This is a genomic window from Bradyrhizobium sp. UFLA03-84 (assembly GCF_002289535.1).
In the GTDB taxonomy this organism is placed as follows: domain Bacteria; phylum Pseudomonadota; class Alphaproteobacteria; order Rhizobiales; family Xanthobacteraceae; genus Bradyrhizobium; species Bradyrhizobium viridifuturi.
In genome coordinates this window covers 293354-314402 of the sequence record NZ_NSJY01000016.1, presented here as the reverse complement: position 1 = coordinate 314402, position 21049 = coordinate 293354, and the positions used below count along the sequence as shown (strand labels likewise).

The window sequence follows — 21049 nt, the reverse complement described above, 5'->3', positions numbered from 1 at the left end:
CTATCCGTTCAATCATCGGAGGCGCGACGACCTGGGTCTCCGCGTCTCACTCCAGCCGTACGTGTGATTGCGCCGATGCTCACCGCCCAGTTTGCTCCAGCCGACCGGTACCAGCGTTTCGCCGATCTTGCGCCGTTTGTCCGCGAGGCGATCGGCATCATCGCAGCACTGACCCCGGCTCAACGTCTGGACGTGGAATTCCTCGAACGGGAGTTCATCCCTACGCTGGGCCTTAACGACGAGCTGTTGCGTGAGCAGCCGCCGGAGCTTGCGCCGTATTTCGGCAGAGGTCTTCACCTCTGGCAGTATCCGAACCAGCTCGCGCCGTATCTGGCCTGGCTTGCGCGCAACGCGTCCGGCATTGCCTCCTACATGGAAATCGGCTGCCGTTGGGGCGGCATGTTCATTCTGGTGACGGAGTGGCTCAGGACCAGCGGTGCCGACCTCAAGACCGTGATCGCGCTCGATCCGATCGCGCCAACGCCGTTCATCTCGACCTATTTCGATCTGCTGCAGCAGCAGGGTGGCATCGAGCCGATCTACGTGCAGGACTTTTCAACCTCACCGCTGGTCGCGGCGCATGTCGAGCAGCTGAAGCCCGATTTCGTCTTCATCGACGGGGATCACAGCCTGCGCGGCGCGATGCTGGATCATTTGCTGGTGCGCTCGCACGCCAGGATCATCGTGCATCATGACATCCATTCCCAGGCTTGCCCGGATACGACGCTGCTCTGGACGGCGCTGAAGCAATTCGAAGCGCCAGGCTTCGACACGTTCGAGTTCACCAGCCAGTATCCGTCCGTCAACGGAGCATTCCTCGGCATCGGCGCGATGAAGCGGCGGTCCGCGTAAGGACCGCCGCCGCCTGCCCGGAAGCCGGGCGATGCCAGCTACGACGTTGCAATGCCGGGCTCGGTGTGCGGCCGCTCGCCCAGGTTCAGCCTGCTCTTGTCGCCGCCAGCCCAGGCCAGTGTCTTCGGGTCCATCACGCGGAACCAGAGTGGCGGGATCGCGGCAAGGCCGAACATGCCGGTGTAGCCGTTCGGCAGCCGCGGGATGTCGTCGAAATCACGTAGCGACTGGTAGGGGCGCATCGGGTTGGCGTGGTGATCCGAGTGACGCTGCAGATGGAACGTCATCAGGTTCGAGACGATGTGGTTGGTGTTCCAGGAGTGGCGCGGCTCGACCGCTTGGTAGCGGCCGTTCGGCAGCTTTTCGCGCAACAGGCCGTAGTGCTCGACATAGTTGGCCTGGGTCAGCGCGTACCAACCGAGGAAATGGTGCGCGACGATGAACGGCGCGACCTTCCAGCCGAACAGCGCAATCAGGATGGCGGCGACGACGAGCGTCAGCGCAAAGCCCTGCAGGATCTCGTTGTTGACCGACCAGACCGGCTCGCCGCGACGGGTCAGCCGCTCGGCCTCGTTGCGCCAGCCGCGCTTGAAGGCGCCCGGCAGTTCGCGCGTTGCGAACGCATAGATCGATTCACCGAAGCGGGCGGAGGCGGGATCCTCCGGCGTTGCGACCCAGGTGTGGTGGCCGCGATTGTGCTCGACACGGAAATGGGCGTAACCCACCGCGCAATTGGCGAGCATGCCGAAGAAGATGTTGAGCCGATCAGGCTTGTGGCCGAGCTCGTGCCCGATCAGCAGCGCGCCGCCATTGATGGTGCCGACGCCGAGCAGCAGGGCGAGGTAGGACCACCATGGCAGCTCTTGCGTGCCGAAGAAGGCGATCAGCGCGACGTAGTTGATCCAGGGAAACACCACGGTGATGCGCGCTAGTCGCAGGTAATACGGATCGGCCTCCATCGCCGCGACCACCTCCGCCGGCGGATTGTGGGTGTCTTCGCCGATCAGGACGTCGAGCAGCGGGATCAGGATGAAGATGAAGACGAAGGGGATCAGCGTCACCAGCGGATTATGCGTCCGCAGGAACAGCCAATAGGACAGCAGCGGGATCAGCGGCGGGATGAACGAGAGCATCCACAGATAGCGCTTGCCGTCCTTGTAGGTGACGGTTTCGCCAGCGGCATTGGTGCCCGTGAAGATCATCGCATTCCCTCCAGCTGCTCTTTCGAGGCGGCATTCGCCGTTGTTGTGCTGAGGATGCCGCGAGGCGGGCCTGCGCCGCCAGTTCCCAATAGGCCAATTTTGTGGCATTTTGCGCCAAACCATTCGGCTGGACGCACGCGCGGGAGGGCGCCAACGCCATGCAGGGATCGGAGGCGGACACGCTTCGTGTGCCGGTGTCCGCGAGCTATGCGCGGGCGCTGGTGCGGGCGTTCGGCAAGACGCGGGGCGAGCGCGACGAGCTGCTCGAGGGCACCGGCGTCGACCAGGACCTGCTCGAGCAACCGGGCGCCCAGATGCCGGTCTCTGCGCTGGTGATGTTGGCCGCCAACATCACCCGTGCCCATGGCGAGCTGTGGCCGTTGTCGGCCGCGGCGGTCTGGTCGACATCACTGCAAGGAGCGCTCGATGTCGCGACCAGGACGGCGCCGACCATCGCGGATGCGATGAATATCGGCGCGCGCTTCGGATCGACCCGCGCGCCCTTCATCCGCAACCGGTTGCGCAAGGTCGCGCGCTCGGCCCAGATTGAGATCGCACCCGCGGTGCCCATGGAAGGCGCGTTGTGGCGCGCTGTGGCGCTGGCCGTCAGTCTCAATATCCACGCAACCTATGTGCAGCTGCTCGAGGATGCGATCGGACAGGCGACGTTGCAATTTCCCTGGCCGCCGCCCGAAGGCGCAGAGCGGCTGGCACAGCACTATTCCTGCGCCGTGAAGTTCAACGCGGCCGCCTTCGTCTTCGATGTACCGAACGCTCTGTGCGCGCGGCCGTCGCCGTTTGCCGATCCGGAATTGCACGCCAAGGCGATCGAAGCCCTCGAGGCGGTCGAGAAGCCGCGTTCAGATACTGCGGCGCTGGCGCGGATGGTCGAAAGCCTGATCGCGGCACGGCTGCCGCATCGCCTCGGCGAAGAGGAAGCCGCGCGCCTGGTCGGCACCTCGCGGCGGACGCTGGTGCGGCGGCTGGCCGAGGCGGGCTGCGCATTCCGGCCGCTGCTCGACGGCGTGCTGCGCGAGCGCGCGCGGACCATGCTCGCGGATGGCACGCGCTCGCGCGACGAGATGGCGGCCGCGCTCGGCTATACCGATGCGACGAGCTTCAGCCGCGCCTGCCGGCGCTGGTTTGGCGAGAGGGGAATGCGGGGCTAGCTCAGCGGTGCGCTTTGGCGCGGCTGCGCGGGCGCGCCGTTATTTGACAGCTGATGTTGCACGGCCGAGGAATTGTTGCTCCGCCGCTTCGAGGCCCACGCAATGAACGGGTAGGCGAGCAGCGCCAGATATCTGGTGGGCATTGGATGATCGATGCCGAACGTCGTCGCCTTCTTCGCCTTCGGCAGGTAGACGCTCCCGAACAGCACATCATAGAACGAGATGAACCCGGCGAAGTTCTTGTCCCTGGCTTCGGCCTCGCTGCTGTGGTGCCAGTGGTGAAATTCCGGCGACACCAGGATGTAGCGCAGCGGTCCGTAGTTCAGGCGCACATTGGCATGAACCAGCCATGTCTGCCAGAAGTAGACGGCCAGGTAAGTCGCGATCGCTTCGGTGGAGAAGCCGAGCGCGTAAAGCGGAAACAGCGCGCCGACCTTCATGAAGAGCACGTCGAGCGGGTGCTGGTGAATCGCAGCGAGCCAGTCCAGGTCCTCGACCGCATGATGAACCGAATGGATCTGCCACATGGCGGGTACGATGTGCAGGATGCGGTGTGTCCAGTAGATGCCGAGGTCCGCGATCAGGATCACGATGGGCACCTGGACGAGGTAAGGAAGATCGCCGACCGCCTGCGTCAAAGCCGCAGGCAGCACCGACCGGTTGACCAGAATGGCCACCGTCACGATGGCGATCACGCCGGCCATCACCAGCCACGTGTTGATGAGCAGGAAGGCCATATCAGTCAGCAGGCCACGCCTGAAAATCTTCTGAGGCCTCGCAGCGAACAGTCGCTCGAAAGGCACGAAGATCAAAAACGCCAGCAAAAGCTGGTTCAATCCCAACAAATCGCGCATTCAAAATGGCCGCCTTGAAATGCCGGTAGCCTATCACCTTGGCTCCCGACTGCGTCAATAGGAAGGAAAGCCCAAACCGACGGATCGTTAAGAACGCACGTCGAGCGGGCGCACCAATTGGTCTGGTTCCAACTCGCCGGTCGAGGTCGGAAACCAGGCAACTCCAATCGGTCTGGCTGATGCGCGAAGATGCTGCGGACAAGTCGGTGGCTCGGCGCATCAGACGAGCTTGGCGACATCGATCGCGCCGCGGACGCTGGAGTGCCGCAACTGCGGAGAATTCGCGTCCGGCTCCCGCGGCCAACCTGGGTGGTCGTTCTTGAAGCGCTACGTCCCACGGTGCTTACCTCCCATGAAGGTCACACCTACCGTCCGAACCTTGAAGGTCCGGATAGCGTTATCGCCGCAACTCCAATTTCGGACGCGACGTGCGGCTCGCGTCGATCGGTCTTGCAGAATGATCGGCAACGCACGGCTATTGCGCCGGTGTTCTCAGGGAACTGGGCTTCAGGAGCGCGACATCATCATGAACGGGGATCTGAACGAGGCCTAGTCCTGGCACCGACGGTTCTTCTGTGACGTCCGTCTACCCCGGTTTACGGGCTTTCGAGAACCCACGCCTTTTTTGGAGACCTCAAGATTCCCTGACGGATGTGGAAGCATGTCTCTCCGCCTGCAATCCACAGCGTCGGGTTTCAAGCTAGAGCCCGATGTGTGCATGATCGTTGCGGTCACGGGGCGGACGGCCGCCGGTGTCTCTGCGCCCCGTCGCGGCGACGCGATCGAGTTGCGGCAGAACGAAGCCGAAATCGACGTCGACCTCGGGCGCTGTAACCGGTTCAACTGAACCGGTGCGATAGTCCTGGCACCTGCGGCACCCGTGCGGGGCAGGGATAGTGGCGCGCTCGGAGAGATTCGAACTCCCGACCCTCGGAATCGAAATCCGATGCTCTATCCAGCTGAGCTACGAGCGCCGCGGGGGTCGATTATCAGACTTGGGCGGACAGGGCCAGCAGCCTCGCGCGGCACCGGGCGGTGTCCGCGCCGAGCGCCGGCCATTGCCCGCAAGCCTTCAGAAGCAGGGATGCCGGCGGTGATCCTGGCCGATATAGGCCGCTGAGCTCTGGTAGCACTTGTTGGTCGACGGGCCGTCGTAATAGGCGAAGCTGCCGGCCGCCGGGCCCGGGCCGTAATTGTGCAGATAGCTGATATGGTAGGGCAGGCCCCAATAGGCGTGGCGGTGGTGATGCCGGTGGTGGCGCGGAGTAGCCGATAGGTCGGCCGCGGCAGCCGGGCTAAGGGCCGGGACGGCCAAGGCAACGGTCAGGGCGAGGGCGGCGAAAAGCTTGGTCTTGGTCATTGGCGGCCTCCGGGCATTCACGCTGGAATCGGCTTCCCCAGCCGGTCCAAGGTCCTCTAACGACTCATTTAACCCGGAATCCGGCCAAAGGCTGCGGGAAATCAGCCACAGCGCGCCAAATTTTGCCTTTTTGCGGATGCTTAACGGATTGCCAACACAGTCCGGCCAGAGTCTTGCGGTCAGGTCCGTCCGGGCCGCCTTTCCCTCGGTTTAGAACATTTCATGCGCATCACGCCCCTTGTCGCCCTGCTGCTCTCGGTCCTGGCGGTCACGCCGGCGCGGGCCGTGCTGCACATCACGCGCGACCATGGCGGCTATGTCGAGGAGTACAAGGCCAAGTACAAGCTGATCCGCGACCGCCGCGAGCGCGTCGTGATCGACGGCATCTGCAACTCGGCCTGCACGCTGGTATTCGGCATCGTGCCTTTGAACAAGATCTGCGTGACGCCGAAGGCCAGCATAGGCTTCCACCAGGCCTATTACGACAAGGCCTTCACCTTCGGCATCAAGGTCACCAGCCTCGAGGGCACCTCGGATCTGATGTCCTACTATCCTGATACGGTGAAGGACTGGATCCGCCGCAATGGCGGGCTCACCACCGAGATGAAGAAGATCAAGAACGGGGTCGATCTCTGGAAGATCGTCGATCCCTGCCCGGAAGAGTGGTAGGGCGCGCCGTCGCGGCGCCAGCGGCGCCGCAGGTCGGGTTTCCGGCCTGACGTTGGCGTCCGTTCCGTTCCGAGCGCGGTCCTTGCTGTCAGATTTTGGAACCGGATGCGCCGGCCGTTCGTTTCACTCATGATGCGTTCATCCGCATCATGCGATTGTCTCCATACGCGAGCCCGACCGCTCGAGCGGCTGGTGCGCATGGGAGGCTGTGATGGCAACCAGGTCAAATCTTTCGAAGGCTGAGCTCGCTCGCGGCGTCGCCGGCGCCGCATCCGCGCTGGTGCTGAGCGCGGTCGTGCTGTTCGTCGCTGCGCATCACCTGAGCGGCGGGTAGGGCAGGCGGCAGGTCCAACCGGATTTCAGCAAGCCGAAATTTCATCGAGCCAATTTTAGGCCACGGGGCCGATCATCAAAACAGGAAGGTCCCGATCAGGAGGCCGGCCGCGAATGCCCAAAGCCCGAGGGTGCAGGCCGAGATGACCCGGACGAGATTACGCAGATCCACGTCCTGCCAGCTGCTGTGGGTTCGATAGGTCAATTGCAGGCACCCCCTGCGGCGGCCGCCTTTGCTTCTCGCCCGGCGAGCCTGTTCCCGATCGGTGCCCAAATGAAGGCAACCGGGGCCGGCGCCCGATCACGCGTTCGCGAGGCGCCGCCTCAGACGCCCGGCAATGCCTTCCGGCTGGTGTGACGATGCTCGGCACAGACTTCCCAGGCTATCTCGATCCTGACTTCCTGCAGGTCTCGGCAGGGGTTGGCGGCTCCAGAACCTCGAATCTGGACCGGCTGAAGCGACCCAGTCCGCTGAGCTCGTAATAGCCGTCACGTTCGTTATCCTGCGTCACGTCATAGACTTGGCCGAACGAGAGCGTGTCCCGCTGCAAGGTGTTGTCGACGCAGCGAACACGAAAGATCTTGCCGGTTTCGACCATGCGCTCGTCCTGAATTGTTAATCTGGTTCAGTCACGTGCCGGCCCGCTGTGTGACGTCGCGATCGCTGACCCGCATTGGGTTCGCCTGCGGTGCGCCTCCGAGAGTTTGGAAACGCCTGCGTCGAACGGTTCCTGTCGTCGTGGCTGCGCCGGTGCGCATCACGCCGCGGCGCGGGGCCGCCACCCGAGTGGCGCGCCGCCCGTCGGTTGTATGCAATGAAGACGCGCGCTACACAGGCGCCGCGCAAGCAAGAGCCTGGGACAGACGTCGTTGGGGATATCAGCCTATAGCCGCATCGTGATCGGATCGACGCTTTTTGCCTTGGCGTCGAGTGCGTTCCTTTATCTGCTTCCGCCAAGTCCGATCGACAGGAACCTGCTCCGCGGCACCTTCTATTTCCTGAAGGGGCATGCGTACCAAATTCCTGTCAAATATCTGGACGGCGAGCTCGGTGCTGCCCGACTGTATGAAGATGACAAGCTGCTCGGCCCGGCAAACAGCGAGTTGGAGGAGATCGCCGCCAAGGGCGACGGTCGGTTCCAGCTGTTCCGGGACAATAAGAGCTTTTTCGGCCCCGTTCTGCTGCTCTCCACAAGCGACAATACTGACCCGAACACGAACGGCAGGAAGTATCACCTCAGGTGACGATCCAACCTGATCTCGTCGCGATTTAGACCCGCGCGGGTCACATGAAGCCCGGGTTGCGCGGCAGGTACTTGGCCCAATTGCCGAATTCTCGCGACGACATCAGCAGCATCGGACACTTGATCCGCATGCCCAGTGCCAGCGCAGTATCGAGCGCCGCCTTGCTCGCACCAGGCAGGAATGCCGATATCCGTGATGCGCCGCTCTCGGCCGCCAGGTGCAGCGCTGTATTCAAGGCGGGGGCCATCGCGTGCGGCTCCATCACTGCGAGCGGTCCGATATGACCACCGGCGTCGACATAGACGTAGCCGATCCAGTCTTTTCCATCGTGGAGACTGAACCCGGTCGCGGCGCCGCCACTGACGAGATAGCGATGATGCTTTTCGCGCGAGATGCCGAGGGTCCGCTCGTCCGCTTGTGCGAGGCGGCGCAAGGTGGCGGCCTCCAGCGTGAGCGGTGTGACATCATATCGCGGACCGCGCAGGTGAGAGATCAGCTGTTCGCGCGATGCGCTGACGCTGTAGATCGGAAATCGCGGAAGCAGTCCGTGACGGATGTAGAGCCCCTGTGATACCGTGTTGAAGCTGAAGGTGATCAGCGCCCGGTTGGACGCGCCCGATGTCTCGGCGTGCGCGATGGTGCGCTCGATTAGTTCGTTACCGATGTTTCGCCCCTGCTGGTCGGGCGACACGAACAGCTGCGCCAGAAACCACATGTCGCCGCACACCCAGCTCCACGCAAAGCCGAGGATCCGTTCGTTCTCCTCCGCGACCCAAAGGCCGTCGGGGTCGTCCCGCATCGAAAACAGCTGGAACTTGGGCGGAGACGAAGCGGCCATCGGGCCGAAGCCGTGCCGTTCGGTCAGATCGTTGATGCTGGAGACGACGAGGGCATCGGCGAATTCCAGATCCTCTGCGCGGGCGGGCCGGCAAACCACTGACATGGGCAACTCCGTTGCTGGCGGGGTCATTCTCAAAATCGCGCGGTGCCGGCATCGAGCCCGAGCGCCAGCCGGCCGGCGGTGATGTAATTGTTCGGACTCATTGCGATATGCTTCGCCGCGGCACGCACATCGCCGACCGCGCGCTCCAGGGCGCAGGTCTCGAAGATGGCGGCGGCGCCCGCGCTGACGGCCAGCATCTCGGTGATGGACGTCGCAGTTTCCGCCGCATGTGCATTGGCGAGTCGGACGTCCGCGCGTGCCTGCACCAGCCGTTGGCCGCCAGTGTCGGTGGCGGCCATCAGTTCGGTCATGGCATCGATCAGAAGGGCGCGGGCGGCGCGAAGCATTGCGCGCGTCCGCCCAACCGTCGCCTGAACGATCTCGCGCTCGCGGAGCGCGGTTCGGTCGCCGGGGGGGCCATTGGCGAGTTCTGTGAACGAGGTGATGGCGCCGGACGCGATGCCGAGCGGCGCCCCGCAAATGCTCCATGCGAACACCGATGATGGCGGCATGCGATAGAGCTGCCCGGGCTGGGTCGGTCGCAGCCCGAGAAAGGGATGGACGTGCGCGGCCGGCACGAAAACGTCCCGCACCTCGAAATCGCAACTGCCGGTGCCGCGCAGTCCGGACACGTGCCAATTGTCGAGGATGGTCACGTCCTGCCGCCCGGGATAGCAGCAGAGCAGCGGTGACGTCGGATCGCCGGGCCTGAGGCTGGCCAGCACCATGAAACGCGTCGCGTGATGCGCGCCGCTGCCGAATGGCCAGCGTCCGGACAGGCGATAGCCGCCTGCGACGGCGGTCGCCGTACCGACCGCTCCGGTCGCGCTTGCGACAAAGGCGCGCGGGTCGGCATACCACTCGCGTGCAATGGCCTCATCGAGGTAACCTCCGATGCGGCTCATGCCGGCGCCGTTGCCGACCAGCCAGCCGACCGAGCCATCGATCGCCGAGGCGGCTTCGACGACGCGCGCGAACGCGAAAGGAGATAGCTCGGGTCCGCCGAGCGCTTGCGGCAACCACAGGCGGAACAGGCCGGCATCGGCCAGCGCGGCGAAAACCGCGTCCGGCAACCGCCGTTCGCGGTCGAACGCGTTGCGTTGCGCGGCGATCAGCGGGGCCAGCGCCTCGACGGCTTCGAGCTCGCGGCAAGCTCGGTCCGAAGCACCGGCCATCGCGCTCGAACCGGGGCGAGCCGTCGTCTCGTCCGCCTCCACCGTACGGGATGAATCGCGCATCGCGCAGTCCTCGATATTGTTCGGACCGCAGCATGATCGTCCGTTTTCCAGCGGTCCTGAATCCATTCCGAAAAAGTTGCAAAAAATGTAGTGTCCGGAGCCATGGCGACGATCCACCAGTTCGGTCCCTTCCGCCTCGACGCTGGGGCCGAGACGCTGTTCCGGGAGGCCGAGCCGGTCGCGCTCGGACGGCGCGCCGTGGTGCTGCTTCGGCTGCTCGTCGAGCATGCCGGATCGCCGGTTACCAAGGATGCGCTGATGGAGGCGGCCTGGCCGGGGCTTGCGATCGAGGAGAGTAACCTGACGGTGCAGATCGCCGCCTTGCGGCGGGTATTCGCCGACCTCGACGGAGGCGCGGCCTGGATCGAGACGTTGCCACGCCGCGGCTATCGCTATGTCGGGCCCCCGGTTGTGAGTGCCTCCGAACCAAGCTCAACCGTATCGTCAGCGCCGGCATTGCCCGACAAGCCGTCGCTTGCGGTGCTGCCGTTGTCCAATCTCAGCGGCGATCCCGCGCAGGATTACTTTTCCGACGGGATCACGGGAGACATCATCGCCGAACTGTCGCGGTTCAGGTCGCTGTTCGTCGTCGCCCGTCACTCCAGCTTCGCCTACAAGGACAGGGCACCCGAGATCAAGCGGGTTGGCCGCGAGCTCGGCGTCCGCTACGTGGCGGAAGGCAGCGTGCGCACGATCGGCAGCCGGATGCGGGTGATCATCCAGCTGCTCGATGCCGCGAGCGGCTACAGTCTCTGGACCGAACGCTACGACCGCGAGCTCGAGGACATCTTCGCTTTGCAGGACGAGATTGTCCGGGCGATCGTCGCGGCCCTGCCGGGCCGGATGGAGGACGCCGGTCGCGAGATCGCAAGACGCAAGCCGACCTCCAGCATTACCGCCTACGATCTGGTCCTGCTCGGTAACGAGCGATGGCGTCAGTTGACCGTGACGGCGATGGCGCAGGCCAGGGACTATTTTCGACGCGCCGTCGCGCTCGATCCGCAATATGCGCGCGCCCACGTCAACATCGCCTGGACCATCATCTGTGACGTGTTTCTCGAATCGCCCGCCACCGCGACGATCGAGGAGGCGCGGAGCGAGATCGAGACCGCGCTCGATATCGAGGATGGCGATGCCTGGTCTCACGGCGTATTCGCGCAGCTGTTGTTCCTGCTGAAGGACGACGCCAAGGCCGAAATCCATTTCAGCCGCGCGCTTGCGCTCAATCCAAACGATGCCGACGTCGCTGCGGTCTTCGCCAACATCCTGGTCTACTGGGGACGCTGGCGCGAGGCGCTGACGTGGATCGGGACAGCCAAGCGGCTCAATCCCTTTCCGCCCAATTTGTATCATTGGTATCACGCGCTCGCCCTGTATTCGGGACGCGACTACGAGCAGGCGGTCAAGGCGGTGATGGAGGCACGGTCTTTCGACCGGTGGTCGCACGGGCTCCTTGCCGCCTGCTATGCGCAGATGGGACGGCTCGGCGAGGCGCAGGCCGAGGCTGAGACGTTCGTCAGCCAGCGATGCCGCGAACTGCATGCGAATGGCCACGCTGCACCTGCGAGAACTCTCGACCTCGCGCGGGCCAGGGCCGACAGATACCGCAATCCCTGCGACCGCGAACATTTCCTCGACGGATTGCGCAAAGCGGGTCTCACCGGTTGACGGCTTGCGGCCGCTCGCGTCTCGAATCCGCAACTCGACGTGCGCGTTTCTAGGCGCGCGGATGTCGCGCGTATCACACAGTTCCTTCGATTGTTGGAGAAGCATCGGCCGGTAGGGCGGAAGGGGCCGGCCACAGCGCTGGTTTGATCCGCATCAAGTTCTAGGCGGGCGGAACGGCCTAGGCTCACTTCTGAAGGGTGAGTCGTGATGCGAGCGCGTGACGAATACGGTCCGGTAGCCAAGACTCTGCACTGGGTAACCGTGCTCCTGGTCGTCATCACTTGGACCTTGGGCATTTTCAACGACGATGCAACCCGGCCACTGGGCCTGCTAACTCATATCTGCGTCGGACTGAGCATTCTGGTGCTGGCAGTGGTGCGAATTCCGTGGCGAATTGCCAATCCACCGCCCAAGATCGTTCCTACCGAGTTTGGCAGGTGGCTGATCGAGTGGACCGACCCGGTGTCCCGGGTGATGCACTACGCGCTCTACAGTTTACTGCTGGCCGTGCCGGCCTTCGGCATCGCGTTGCAGTTTGCAAAAGGCCACCCGCTGCCGCTGTTTGGTCTCGGAGAAATAGCTTCACCATGGCATGCCGACAAAGCACTCGCTCACAACATCAAGGAAATTCACGAAGTTCTGGCTAATCTCCTGGTGATCCTCGCAACGATCCACATGACTGCTGCGCTTTTGCATCACTTGGTGTTCGGCGACGACACCCTGAAGCGAATTCTGCCGGGCGCCGGCAAGCGGACGGAACGCGGGGCGCAATGAGTATCATCCTTCGCATCCTCTTCGTCATTGCGGGAGCGATCGTCGCCCTGTTCGTCGCGCGCGACAGCCTCCACTTCGACTTGATCCAGACGTGGGTGTCCATTGTGCTCGTCGTCGTGGTGGCAGGCATTGCAAGCTTCTGGGCACGACGGCGCAAGGCGTGAGCACACAGGCTTCGCGAACCGGGCTGAGCCAGGCCGAGGCCGAGGCCAGGTTGATCGGGGAAGGCTACAACGAGCTGCCCCGGGCCCAACGCCGCACGCCGCTTCGAATTCTGGTGGAAGTATTGCGCGAACCAATGCTCGCACTTCTGGCTTGCGGCGGGCTGATCTACCTCTTGCTTGGCGATCTCCAGGAAGCGGTCCTGCTCCTGGTATTCGGCGCCATGTCCATTCTCATCACGGTGGTGCAGGAAACGCGAACCGAGCGCGTGTTGGAGGCATTGCGTGACTTGACCAGTCCGCGCGCGCTCGTCATTCGCGACGGCGAACGTCGGCGTATCGCGGGCCGGGAGGTGACGCGGGGTGACCTCGTGGTGCTGGTCGAGGGGGATCGAGTCCCGGCCGACGCCATGCTCGCCGATTGCAGGGATCTGCAGGTGGATGAGTCGCTGCTCACTGGCGAGTCGGTGCCGGTACGCAAGCAGGTGGCTGGAGCACCGGCAGAGGATCGCCGGCCGGGTGGTGATGATCAGCCTTTCGTCTATTCGGGCTCGCTCGTGGTGCGAGGTGAAGGCATCGCGGTGGTTACTGCGACCGGACCTCGCAGCGAGATTGGCAAGATCGGACAAACGCTACAGGCCTTGCAGGCGGAGCAGCCGCGCCTGAAGCAGCAGATGGCACGCTTGGTGCGACTTTGCGCCATTGGCGGTGCGGCGGTCAGCCTGGCCGCGATCGTGCTTTACGGGACGTTGCGCGGCGAATGGTTGCAGGCCGTCCTGGCCGGTATCGCGATCGGCATGTCGATGCTTCCGGAAGAATTTCCCGTCGTACTGACCGTGTTCATGGCGATGGGTGCGTGGCGAATTTCAAAAGCTCGCGTGCTGACCCGGCGTGCGGCTGCAATTGAAACGTTGGGCGCGGCCACCGTATTGTGCACGGACAAGACCGGTACTCTCACCCAAAATCAGATGTCGGTCGCGGAACTTCGGCTTGCCGACGGAACTTGTCTGCGGACCTCGTCGATTGAGCCGGCCCACATCGAACCGAATGTCGTCGAGTTGGTACGATGTGCTGCCATGGCGAGCTCGCCCGAGCCATTCGACCCGATGGAAAAGGCCTTTCATGACCTTGTCCGCGCGTGGCCGACCAATGATAGGGCGTCCTCCGGATGGAGGCTGACCCGCAGCTATGGACTGCGGCCGGAATTGCTCGCCATGACGCAGGTCTGGGATAACGTCGATGCGCCCGGATATCTTGCTGCAGCCAAGGGAGCACCAGAGGCGATCGCCCGCCTGTGCAAATTGTCCGAGTCGGATCAGGCATCCATGCGGGAGAACGTCGACGTCATGGCCGGGAAAGGATTGCGTGTGCTGGCGATCGCCATTGCCGACCATGACGGGGAAGCGCTTCCTTCATCCCAGGAAGGCTTTGCCTTTCGATTCCTCGGTTTGATCGGCATTGCCGACCCCATCCGCAAGAGTGTGGCAGCCGCCGTACGCGAGTGCCGTTCGGCCGGAATTCGCATTACTATGGTCACGGGGGACTATCCCGCCACCGCGCGGGCCATCGCGAGCGAAGCGGGGCTGGAGGCTTCCAGCGTGTTGACGGGTGCACAGATCGCAGCCATGGACGATGTGGAGTTGGGGAAGTTTACGAAGAGCGTGAATGTGTTTGCGCGGATCACACCTGATCAGAAGCTACGCATTGTCCAGGCAATGAAGGCCGATGGCGAGACCGTCGCGATGACGGGTGATGGCGTGAACGATGCGCCATCCCTGAAGGCCGCCCACATCGGAATCGCGATGGGCGCGCGCGGGACGGATGTGGCGCGCGAGGCATCGTCAATCGTTCTGCTCGACGACGACTTTGGATCGATTGTCTCGGCCATTCGCCTTGGCCGACGCATCTATGACAATCTGCGCAAGGCGATGACGTTCATCTTTGCGGTGCACGTGCCTATCGCCGGGCTGGCGCTGTTTCCGCTCGCGTTCGGGCTGCCTCTGATCCTCAGTCCGGTGCACATCGCTTTTCTGGAGCTGATCATCGATCCTGTTTGCTCGCTTGTCTTCGAGGCGGAGCGTGAGGAGCGTGATGTGATGAGCCGTCCGCCGCGGCGCGCGGATGCTCCGCTGTTCACGTGGGCTCTGATCTGCTGGAGCGTTCTGCAAGGCTTGGTGGCATTCGCCCTGGTGGCGTTGACATTCGCAATTGCGCTTCGCGGCGGTATGCCACCGGACGAGGCTCGCACACTTGCGTTCTTTTCCCTGGTCTTGTGTATCGTTGGTCTCGTCCTCGTCAACCGATCCTTCAGCGCTTCGTTTGCCTCAGCACTCTTTCGTCCGAATGCTGCGCTGGTCTGGATCTTGTCGGCCGTCGCCGCCATTCTCGCCACTTCGCTGCTATGGGGACCGGCATCTGCGCTGTTCCGTTTCGGGCCTTTGCACATGGATGACCTGACCGTGACGCTCGGCGCGGGATTGGTGCTGCTGGTTCTGCTCGAACTGCTAAAGCCGATCTGGGCCGCACGTCTCCGTTCCTAGCGCCCCGACGGCAACGCAGCACTTGCTGCGGCGTATGGTCCCTGTGTTCGCGGGGACGACATTGTGGATGGGGCACCAGCGCAGCAACCCCACCGAAATTCGCGATTGCCGGCTGCCTCATCTTCAGGCAATGACGGCCCGCAATGAACAAGAGCTTCGAGGAAACTGCCGCTCGTCTGGCGCCGGCGATCTTTGTCGGGCTGTGGAGCACGGGATTCATCGGCACCAAATACGTCATCAACAATGCGGAGCCGCTGACCTATCTCGCGATCCGGATGGCGTTCGTGGTGGTGGTGATGGCGGTCATCGCCGCGGTCGTGCGGCCGAAATGGCCGGACCGGACCGGCGTTTTCCACAGCGCGGTGGCCGGCATCCTGGTGCACGGCTTCTATCTCGGGGGCACCGCGATTGCGATCGCACATTCGATTCCCGCAGGGCTATCGGCACTGATCCCGGGGCTGCAACCGATCCTGACCTCGACCATCGCCAACCGCTGGTTAGGGGAGCGCGTCACGCCGCTGCAATGGGGCGGGCTGGTGCTCGGCCTCGCCGGCGTCGTCCTGATCCTGCACGAGCGGCCGATGACCGGCGACGCGGGCTGGGGCTGGCTGGCCTCCGGCGTCTCGCTGATCAGCATCACCCTTGGCACGCTCTATCAGCGCCGCTACTGCAACCAGATCGACTGGCGCGCCGGCAACCTCGTGCAGTACGTCGCGGTGACCATCTTCTTCGGCATCGGCGCCTATCTGTTCGAGACCAACGTGGTGCACTGGACCACCGAGTTCGTGCTCGCGGTCGCCTGGCTGGTGTTCGCGCTATCGGTCGGCTCGATCGGGCTGCTGTACTGGCTGATCCGTCACCATGCCGCGACCTCGGTGGCGAGCCTGTTCTATCTGGTGCCGGCAACGACCGCGCTGATGGCCTATGTGCTGTTCGGCGAGAAGCTCGACACTGTCGCGATTGCCGGCATGGCGGCCTGCGCCGGGGCGGTGCTGCTGGTCAACCGCCGCTAATCCTTGCCGCGGATTTTCGCGTAGGCCGCAAGCGCGCGTTCGCGGCCCTGCTTGTGATCGACGATCGGCTGCGGATAGCTCGTGCCGAGCGCGATACCGGCGCTGGCGAGCTCGAGCGGTGTCGCCGTCCAGGGCTGATGGATCAGCTCGTCGGGCAGTTGTGCGAGCTCCGGCACCCAGCGCCTGACATAGGCGCCGTCCGGATCGAACTTCTCGCCCTGCAGGATCGGATTGAACACGCGGAAATAGGGCGCAGCATCGGCGCCGGAGCCGGCGACCCATTGCCAGTTGGCAGGGTTGGAGCCGGCGTCGGCATCGACCAGCGTGTCCCAGAACCATTGTTCGCCGGCGCGCCAGTCGATCAGCAGATGCTTGACCAGGAACGAGGCGACCACCATGCGCACCCGGTTGTGCATCACGCCGGTGTGCCAGAGCTCGCGCATGCCGGCATCGACGATCGGATAGCCGGTCAGGCCGCGCTGCCAGGCTTTTAGCGCCCGCGCATCGCGCTTCCACGGAAAGGCATCGAAGTGCTCCTGCAGATTTCGCATCGCGAGGTCGGGAACGTCGAACAGCAGGTGGCGGCAGAACTCGCGCCAGCCGAGCTCGCTCAGGAACTTGTCGACGTCGCCGGCAAGGCGCGGATGCTCGGCGGCGGCGAAGCGGGCTGCGTACCAGACCTGCCGCGGGCTGATCTCGCCGAAGCGCAGATGCGGCGACAGGCGCGAGGTGCCGTCGCGGTCCGGCCGGTCGCGGTCGTCGGTGTAGCCGCGGATGGTCTCGTCGAGGAACGCCTTCAGCCGGGCCTGGGCCGCGGCTTCGCCCGGCGTCCAGCTCTCGCGCAGCCCGCCGGCCCAATCCGGCCGGGTCGGCTCGAGCTTCCACTCGTCGAGGTCTTCGCTCGCGATACCGCGGACAGAGGTGAGCTGCTTCGGTGTGGGTAATGGCTTCGGCGGATCGCCGAGACCTTGCACGCGTCGCCAGAATGGCGTGAACACACGCAGGCCGCGGTTCTCCTTGTTGCGAATCGCCTTCGGCTCGACCAGCAGGTCGCCTGGGAAAATTGCCGAGGCCACGCCGTCCTTTGCGAGCGCGGCTTCAACATCGGCGGCAACCGCCTGATGCGGTGCTTGCGCGATGTCGTTCCAGAACACCGTGCCTGCATTGGTTTCGCGCGCCACGGCTGCGATCACGGAGGCGGTCGGTCCGGTGCGCAGCACCAGCGTTCCGCCGATCGCCTCAAGACTCTTGCGGAGCGAGCGCAGCGATTGCGCCAGCCACCAGCGCGTCGCGCCCCCCAGGGGGCGCGCGGCTGGAGGTTTCAGGGCGCGGCTGTGTTCGTCGCGGACATAGAGGCCAACCACGGGCGCGCCGCGGCTGGCTGCTTCGTGCAGAGCCGGGTGGTCCGACAGCCGCAGATCGTCGCGGAACCAGACGATGACAGGCTGTGCGCTTGCCACTCGACCTCGTCGTTCCGGCCGTTACTTCGGCTGCGGCACGATACGGATATAGGGCTTCGGTTCCTTCCAGCCCTGCGGGTAGATCGTCTTGGCCTCGTCGTTGTTGACCGAGCCGGCGATGATCACATCCTCGCCCTGCTTCCAGTCGGCGGGGGTGGCGACGCGATGCTTGGCGGTGAGCTGTAGCGAGTCGATGACGCGCAGGATCTCCTGGAAGTTCCGGCCCGTGGTCATCGGGTAGACCAGCACCAGCTTGATCTTCTTGTCGGGGCCGATGATGAAAACGTTGCGGACGGTCTGATTGTCCGCCGGCGTACGGGTGAGGGGATCGCCCGAGGTCGAGGCCGGCAGCATGTCGTACAGCTTCGAGACGTTGTAGTCGGTGTCGCCGATCATCGGATAGTTCGGCGCCGCGCCCTGGGTCTCCTTGATGTCCTCGGACCATTTGGCGTGGCGGTCGACCGGATCGACCGACAGGCCCATAAGCTTCACGCCGCGCTTGTCGAATTCCGGCTTCAGCCGGGCGAGGGTGCCGAGCTCGGTGGTGCAGACCGGGGTGAAGTCCTTGGGATGAGAGAACAAAAGCGCCCAGCTGCTGCCGATCCAGTCGTGGAACTTGACCTTGCCTTCGGTGGTCTCGGCTTCGAAGTCGGGAGCGACGGCGCCAATCTGAAGTGCCATGATTTTACCTCATCTCTTTGAAGTTTCAGTAGAATTTGTAATTGAGGTGGTCTGTTCCAGTATAGGACCGGAAAGGGCTTAAGTGAACGGGTTCTGAAAAAAGTGAAACATTTCTCCTCGAGCGTGGAATTCCAAGCAACTTGTTTTGATGCAAGCCCCTGCGGCGAAATATCAGATGCGGCACAAAAGCTTGGAAATGCCCAGATAAAGCCGCTTATCGCCGTCATCACGCCGGCCCCGGCTGCTACAGGACTGAACCGTGACAACTTCCAAAGCGACCAAATAGCAACCATCTAAAAATCTCGGAACCCAAGTTCCGAATCATTAACCACTCGTTTACGCCCGCATGGAAAAGCTGGCCAGAGATAGGAATTGAAAGCCCCCACAATGTCTACCCCAAGTACCAAGACCGCTGAGGCTCTCAGCGGTGCGTTGCATCCGTCCTGCCGCAAGACCGCCGCCCACGCGCTGACCATCGTCCGCGACGGCGTCATCACCGGCGAAGGCCCGACCACCAAGGGCCGTATCCATTTCTCCCGGTCACTCGATGCCGATGACGCTGCCTGGTGTGCGCGCATCCTGATGGCGGCCGCGGTCGAGCATCAGCCGGTCAGCCGAGCCGAGATCGAGGCGCTGCTTTCGATCAACGAGGCGGCTGCCGAGCGCAGCGATGGCGGCCGGTTCGACGACCTGCTCGCCAAGGCGATCGCCCATCATGCCGCGTCCGAGTCCGGCCTGCCGGTGCCTCCGCGCACGGTGGCGCTGTCGCCCGAGACCGACATCGGTCGCTGGGCGCCGACGCAGGGCACCAAGATGGACACCAAGGTTCTGGAGTGGATCGCCGGCCGCATGCGCGGTCAGCGCCGCACCGGCCGTGCGCTGGCGGCGATGGTTGCGACGCTGGTCGGCGCGACCGCGCTGCCGCTCGCAGCGCAGCTGCCCAACGTGTTCGACATCGGGATGATGTGAACATCCGGGGCGATGCCCTGCATCGTCCCGAACGAAAAGCTTCAAGCGAGAGCGGCGGGGATCACTTCCCCGCCGTTTTCTGTTTGCCACTGGTCTCCTCGAGCCCCAGCGTCCGCCCCGGGAACCCGGCGACGTCGAAATAGCGGGTCGAGAGCACGCGCTGGAATTTCAGCACCGTGCGCAGCCCGTTGGCCGACGCCTTCTTCGACATCAGGGTGCCCTCGGCCATCTTCGGCACGATGCCGTTCGGCAGCGCTTCCGACATCACCCGGCCGATCAGCCCGCCATTGTTCGGCGCGCGCAGGCCGAGCAGTTGCGCCGCGGTCATGCCGACATCAGCGTTGCTGACCGGCAGCGGGTCGACATAGCCGGCCTTGAAGTCGGGGCCGATCGCCGCGGTGAAGTTGTAGGTGTCGCCGCGGCTGAAGCTGCCATGCATGCCCTGGCCCTGACGCAGCACGGTGTCGGCAATCTGCACCGAGCAGTTGGTCGGGATCTCGCAGCCGCTCGACCAGGAGCGGAAGTTGACCACGATCGACGGGTTCGGCGTCACCGCTTTGCCCTTCAGATTGAGGTTCGACATCGGCAGCGTGCCGGGGAAGTTGCCGAGCTTGTCGTCGACGAAAAGGCCGCTGACATAGTCCTGCTCGAGCAACGCCTTGATGACGCGGTCGGCGAGCTTCTTGTCGCGGTTCGGCAGATAGATCAGGTCCGAGCCGCCATTGGTCGCGACCACGACATCAGGCTTCGCCGGGTCCTGGCCGAGCACGCCGTTGCCGGCCTTCGGATGGGCGTTGTCGGCGACCTTGGCGTTCTTGTCGTTGGGGTCGAACAGCGGCAGGTTCAACGCCTTGGCGAGATCGATCGCCAGGAAACCCATCGGCAGGAAATCCTTCGGCGTGTCGTCATAGGCGATCTTGGCCGAGGGGCTGGTCTTGCTCTCCTTCGAGATCGTCGAGAAGCCGTGGTCGGAGGAGACCATGATGTTGGTGGTGGCGGACAGGCCGAGCTCGTCGAGCGCCTTGCGCAGCTGGGCGAGGTTGTTGTCGGCATTCTTGATCCCGGCCATCGAGGTCGGGCCGTTGATGCCGGGGGTGATAGTGTTGAGGCTGTCGCCGGTGTTGTGCTGGCTGCCGTCCGGGTCGCGCGACCAGAACACCAGCATGAACGGCTTGTTGCGCGCCTTGAACATCGGCAGCACGACCTTGGTCGCGACATCGGCCATGTAGGCCTGTTGCGCGACGTTGGCGACCGTGGTGCCCGGCGTCTTGGCGTCGCCCGCCTTGGCATTGTCGCCGCGGCTCGGGGTTGCGAGCGGCAGGCCGGCCTTGGTCAGTGCCTCCTTCATCTCGTCGGAGAGCGGCACACCGGTCTTGCCGCCGGTGGAATCGTCGACAACGATCGTGTTCTTGCCACGATCGGTGTGGTCGAACAGCAGGGTCGGACCGACCTTGCCGATGGCGGCGGTGCTGAAGCCCTGGCCGCGCGCCATCTTCAGCAGCGTCTCCTCATTGAGGTAGTCGCCACTGAAGTGATCGTCGATGTCGGCGAGCACCGCGTCGTTCTCGATGAAGGGGACAACGGTGTCGCCGGCCGGCACCGAGGTGTAGCCGGTGTAGATGGTGTTGGAGAAGGTGCCGGTGTCGCCGAGATAATGGCCGGTCGAGAGCGCCGAGCTGTTCGCCATCGTGAAGGTCGGAAACAGCGAATGCGAATTCTTGAAGTGGACGCCCTTGTCGCGGATCTCGGCCATCGCAGGCGCCGTCTCCGGCGTCACGATGCCGCCGCGCAGGCCGTCGGGGACGAACAGGATCAAGTTACGGGGTTTTGCATTTTGCGCGGAAGCGGCGCCGGCTGTAAGCGCGATCATGCTCGCGGACAACAATGTAATGGCACGACGCATTTCGTTATTCCCCCT

22 protein-coding genes and 1 tRNA gene are annotated in these 21049 nt (G+C 64.0%); 12 read left to right on the top strand and 11 right to left on the bottom strand.

Annotated elements, in window-relative coordinates:
• The first annotated feature begins 75 nt into the window (after positions 1-75).
• Complete coding sequence (locus CK489_RS31480; protein ID WP_095735052.1) at positions 76-852, top strand: hypothetical protein; 777 nt, start codon at positions 76-78, stop codon at positions 850-852.
• A 38-nt stretch (positions 853-890) separates the two neighbouring features.
• On the opposite strand, the gene CK489_RS31475 is transcribed toward CK489_RS31480, so the two are convergent.
• Positions 891-2054 (bottom strand): alkane 1-monooxygenase, encoded by a 1164-nt coding sequence (locus CK489_RS31475; RefSeq protein ID WP_095735051.1) that lies wholly within the window; start codon positions 2052-2054, stop codon positions 891-893.
• A 158-nt stretch (positions 2055-2212) separates the two neighbouring features.
• Between CK489_RS31475 and CK489_RS31470 the strand changes: the two genes are divergently transcribed.
• Positions 2213-3223, top strand: coding sequence for a helix-turn-helix domain-containing protein (locus CK489_RS31470; RefSeq protein ID WP_143278271.1), 1011 nt, complete (start codon positions 2213-2215; stop codon positions 3221-3223).
• Here the strand turns inward: CK489_RS31470 and CK489_RS31465 are convergent.
• Positions 3220-4077 (bottom strand): sterol desaturase family protein, encoded by an 858-nt coding sequence (locus CK489_RS31465; protein ID WP_245350562.1) that lies wholly within the window; start codon positions 4075-4077, stop codon positions 3220-3222. The two genes, CK489_RS31470 and CK489_RS31465, sit on opposite strands and share 4 nt — an antisense overlap.
• A gap of 661 nt (positions 4078-4738) precedes the next feature.
• On the opposite strand from CK489_RS31465, the gene CK489_RS31460 reads away from it, so the two are divergent.
• A complete protein-coding gene (locus CK489_RS31460; RefSeq protein WP_095735049.1) occupies positions 4739-4924 on the top strand; it encodes a hypothetical protein in 186 nt (61 codons plus the stop codon).
• Between the two features lie 50 nt (positions 4925-4974).
• Here the strand turns inward: CK489_RS31460 and CK489_RS31455 are convergent.
• Positions 4975-5051, bottom strand: a tRNA-Arg gene (locus CK489_RS31455).
• A gap of 98 nt (positions 5052-5149) precedes the next feature.
• Positions 5150-5437 (bottom strand): hypothetical protein, encoded by a 288-nt coding sequence (locus tag CK489_RS31450; protein WP_095735048.1) that lies wholly within the window; start codon positions 5435-5437, stop codon positions 5150-5152.
• Positions 5438-5659: 222 nt separating this feature from the next.
• Between CK489_RS31450 and CK489_RS31445 the strand changes: the two genes are divergently transcribed.
• Together CK489_RS31445 and CK489_RS42705 are read left to right on the top strand one after the other, a co-directional pair.
• Entirely contained in the window at positions 5660-6106 is a 447-nt protein-coding gene (locus CK489_RS31445) for a hypothetical protein (RefSeq protein ID WP_095735047.1), read from the top strand.
• A 211-nt stretch (positions 6107-6317) separates the two neighbouring features.
• Positions 6318-6440 (top strand): hypothetical protein, encoded by a 123-nt coding sequence (locus CK489_RS42705; RefSeq protein ID WP_283806229.1) that lies wholly within the window; start codon positions 6318-6320, stop codon positions 6438-6440.
• A gap of 75 nt (positions 6441-6515) precedes the next feature.
• Here the strand turns inward: CK489_RS42705 and CK489_RS42700 are convergent, their stop codons facing one another.
• Together CK489_RS42700 and CK489_RS31440 are read right to left on the bottom strand one after the other, a co-directional pair.
• Positions 6516-6644: a hypothetical protein gene (locus CK489_RS42700; RefSeq protein WP_283807321.1), complete on the bottom strand. Its 129-nt coding sequence runs from the start codon at positions 6642-6644 to the stop codon at positions 6516-6518.
• A gap of 178 nt (positions 6645-6822) precedes the next feature.
• Entirely contained in the window at positions 6823-7038 is a 216-nt protein-coding gene (locus CK489_RS31440) for a hypothetical protein (protein ID WP_095735046.1), read from the bottom strand.
• A 271-nt stretch (positions 7039-7309) separates the two neighbouring features.
• Here CK489_RS31440 and CK489_RS31435 point away from each other — a divergent pair, with 271 nt between their 5' ends.
• On the top strand, positions 7310-7684 hold the full coding sequence (locus CK489_RS31435; protein ID WP_245350561.1) for a hypothetical protein: 375 nt from the start codon (positions 7310-7312) through the stop codon (positions 7682-7684).
• A 40-nt stretch (positions 7685-7724) separates the two neighbouring features.
• Here the strand turns inward: CK489_RS31435 and CK489_RS31430 are convergent, their stop codons facing one another.
• Positions 7725-8654, bottom strand: a complete 930-nt coding sequence (locus tag CK489_RS31430) for a GNAT family N-acetyltransferase (RefSeq protein WP_245350560.1) — start codon at positions 8652-8654, stop codon at positions 7725-7727.
• A 2-nt stretch (positions 8655-8656) separates the two neighbouring features.
• The gene (locus tag CK489_RS31425) at positions 8657-9865 is read right to left on the bottom strand and encodes an acyl-CoA dehydrogenase family protein (RefSeq protein WP_158226523.1); all 1209 of its coding nucleotides are present in this window, start codon (positions 9863-9865) and stop codon (positions 8657-8659) included.
• 102 nt (positions 9866-9967) lie between these two features.
• Between CK489_RS31425 and CK489_RS31420 the strand changes: the two genes are divergently transcribed.
• From CK489_RS31420 to CK489_RS31405, 5 genes are all read left to right on the top strand, one after another.
• Positions 9968-11533, top strand: coding sequence for a winged helix-turn-helix domain-containing tetratricopeptide repeat protein (locus CK489_RS31420; RefSeq protein ID WP_095735043.1), 1566 nt, complete (start codon positions 9968-9970; stop codon positions 11531-11533).
• Between the two features lie 207 nt (positions 11534-11740).
• Positions 11741-12307: a cytochrome b gene (locus CK489_RS31415; RefSeq protein ID WP_095735042.1), complete on the top strand. Its 567-nt coding sequence runs from the start codon at positions 11741-11743 to the stop codon at positions 12305-12307.
• On the top strand, positions 12304-12471 hold the full coding sequence (locus CK489_RS41930) for a hypothetical protein (protein ID WP_168193303.1): 168 nt from the start codon (positions 12304-12306) through the stop codon (positions 12469-12471). The genes CK489_RS31415 and CK489_RS41930 overlap by 4 nt, the downstream gene beginning before the upstream one ends.
• A complete protein-coding gene (locus tag CK489_RS31410) occupies positions 12468-15008 on the top strand; it encodes a cation-translocating P-type ATPase (RefSeq protein ID WP_095735041.1) in 2541 nt (846 codons plus the stop codon). Before CK489_RS41930 ends, CK489_RS31410 begins: the two co-directional genes overlap by 4 nt.
• 143 nt (positions 15009-15151) lie before the next feature.
• Positions 15152-16021 carry a DMT family transporter gene (locus tag CK489_RS31405; protein ID WP_095735040.1) on the top strand — a complete coding sequence of 290 codons (870 nt, stop codon included), beginning with the start codon at positions 15152-15154 and terminating at the stop codon, positions 16019-16021.
• Here the strand turns inward: CK489_RS31405 and CK489_RS31400 are convergent.
• Positions 16018-17481, bottom strand: coding sequence for a cryptochrome/photolyase family protein (locus CK489_RS31400; RefSeq protein WP_095735039.1), 1464 nt, complete (start codon positions 17479-17481; stop codon positions 16018-16020). The two genes, CK489_RS31405 and CK489_RS31400, sit on opposite strands and share 4 nt — an antisense overlap.
• A 21-nt stretch (positions 17482-17502) precedes the next feature.
• Entirely contained in the window at positions 17503-18162 is a 660-nt protein-coding gene (locus CK489_RS31395; RefSeq protein WP_050630827.1) for a peroxiredoxin, read from the bottom strand.
• Between the two features lie 387 nt (positions 18163-18549).
• On the opposite strand from CK489_RS31395, the gene CK489_RS31390 reads away from it, so the two are divergent.
• On the top strand, positions 18550-19131 hold the full coding sequence (locus tag CK489_RS31390) for a hypothetical protein (protein ID WP_050630828.1): 582 nt from the start codon (positions 18550-18552) through the stop codon (positions 19129-19131).
• A 61-nt stretch (positions 19132-19192) separates the two neighbouring features.
• Here CK489_RS31390 and CK489_RS31385 read toward each other — a convergent pair whose 3' ends face one another.
• Complete coding sequence (locus CK489_RS31385; RefSeq protein WP_095735038.1) at positions 19193-21034, bottom strand: alkaline phosphatase family protein; 1842 nt, start codon at positions 21032-21034, stop codon at positions 19193-19195.
• Positions 21035-21049 lie beyond the last annotated feature (15 nt).

What these genes read in the sequence shown, in the direction of transcription:
- CK489_RS31480 (WP_095735052.1), top strand. Translation starts at nt 76, where the DNA reads ATGCTCACCGCCCAGTTTGCTCCAGCCGACCGGTACCAGCGTTTCGCC.
- CK489_RS31475 (WP_095735051.1), bottom strand. Translation starts at nt 2,054, where the DNA reads ATGATCTTCACGGGCACCAATGCCGCTGGCGAAACCGTCACCTACAAG.
- CK489_RS31470 (WP_143278271.1), top strand. Translation starts at nt 2,213, where the DNA reads ATGCAGGGATCGGAGGCGGACACGCTTCGTGTGCCGGTGTCCGCGAGC.
- CK489_RS31465 (WP_245350562.1), bottom strand. Translation starts at nt 4,077, where the DNA reads ATGCGCGATTTGTTGGGATTGAACCAGCTTTTGCTGGCGTTTTTGATC.
- CK489_RS31460 (WP_095735049.1), top strand. Translation starts at nt 4,739, where the DNA reads ATGTCTCTCCGCCTGCAATCCACAGCGTCGGGTTTCAAGCTAGAGCCC.
- CK489_RS31450 (WP_095735048.1), bottom strand. Translation starts at nt 5,437, where the DNA reads ATGACCAAGACCAAGCTTTTCGCCGCCCTCGCCCTGACCGTTGCCTTG.
- CK489_RS31445 (WP_095735047.1), top strand. Translation starts at nt 5,660, where the DNA reads ATGCGCATCACGCCCCTTGTCGCCCTGCTGCTCTCGGTCCTGGCGGTC.
- CK489_RS42705 (WP_283806229.1), top strand. Translation starts at nt 6,318, where the DNA reads ATGGCAACCAGGTCAAATCTTTCGAAGGCTGAGCTCGCTCGCGGCGTC.
- CK489_RS31440 (WP_095735046.1), bottom strand. Translation starts at nt 7,038, where the DNA reads ATGGTCGAAACCGGCAAGATCTTTCGTGTTCGCTGCGTCGACAACACC.
- CK489_RS31430 (WP_245350560.1), bottom strand. Translation starts at nt 8,654, where the DNA reads ATGACCCCGCCAGCAACGGAGTTGCCCATGTCAGTGGTTTGCCGGCCC.
- CK489_RS31425 (WP_158226523.1), bottom strand. Translation starts at nt 9,865, where the DNA reads ATGCGCGATTCATCCCGTACGGTGGAGGCGGACGAGACGACGGCTCGC.
- CK489_RS31420 (WP_095735043.1), top strand. Translation starts at nt 9,968, where the DNA reads ATGGCGACGATCCACCAGTTCGGTCCCTTCCGCCTCGACGCTGGGGCC.
- CK489_RS31415 (WP_095735042.1), top strand. Translation starts at nt 11,741, where the DNA reads ATGCGAGCGCGTGACGAATACGGTCCGGTAGCCAAGACTCTGCACTGG.
- CK489_RS41930 (WP_168193303.1), top strand. Translation starts at nt 12,304, where the DNA reads ATGAGTATCATCCTTCGCATCCTCTTCGTCATTGCGGGAGCGATCGTC.
- CK489_RS31405 (WP_095735040.1), top strand. Translation starts at nt 15,152, where the DNA reads ATGAACAAGAGCTTCGAGGAAACTGCCGCTCGTCTGGCGCCGGCGATC.
- CK489_RS31395 (WP_050630827.1), bottom strand. Translation starts at nt 18,162, where the DNA reads ATGGCACTTCAGATTGGCGCCGTCGCTCCCGACTTCGAAGCCGAGACC.
- CK489_RS31390 (WP_050630828.1), top strand. Translation starts at nt 18,550, where the DNA reads ATGTCTACCCCAAGTACCAAGACCGCTGAGGCTCTCAGCGGTGCGTTG.
- CK489_RS31385 (WP_095735038.1), bottom strand. Translation starts at nt 21,034, where the DNA reads ATGCGTCGTGCCATTACATTGTTGTCCGCGAGCATGATCGCGCTTACA.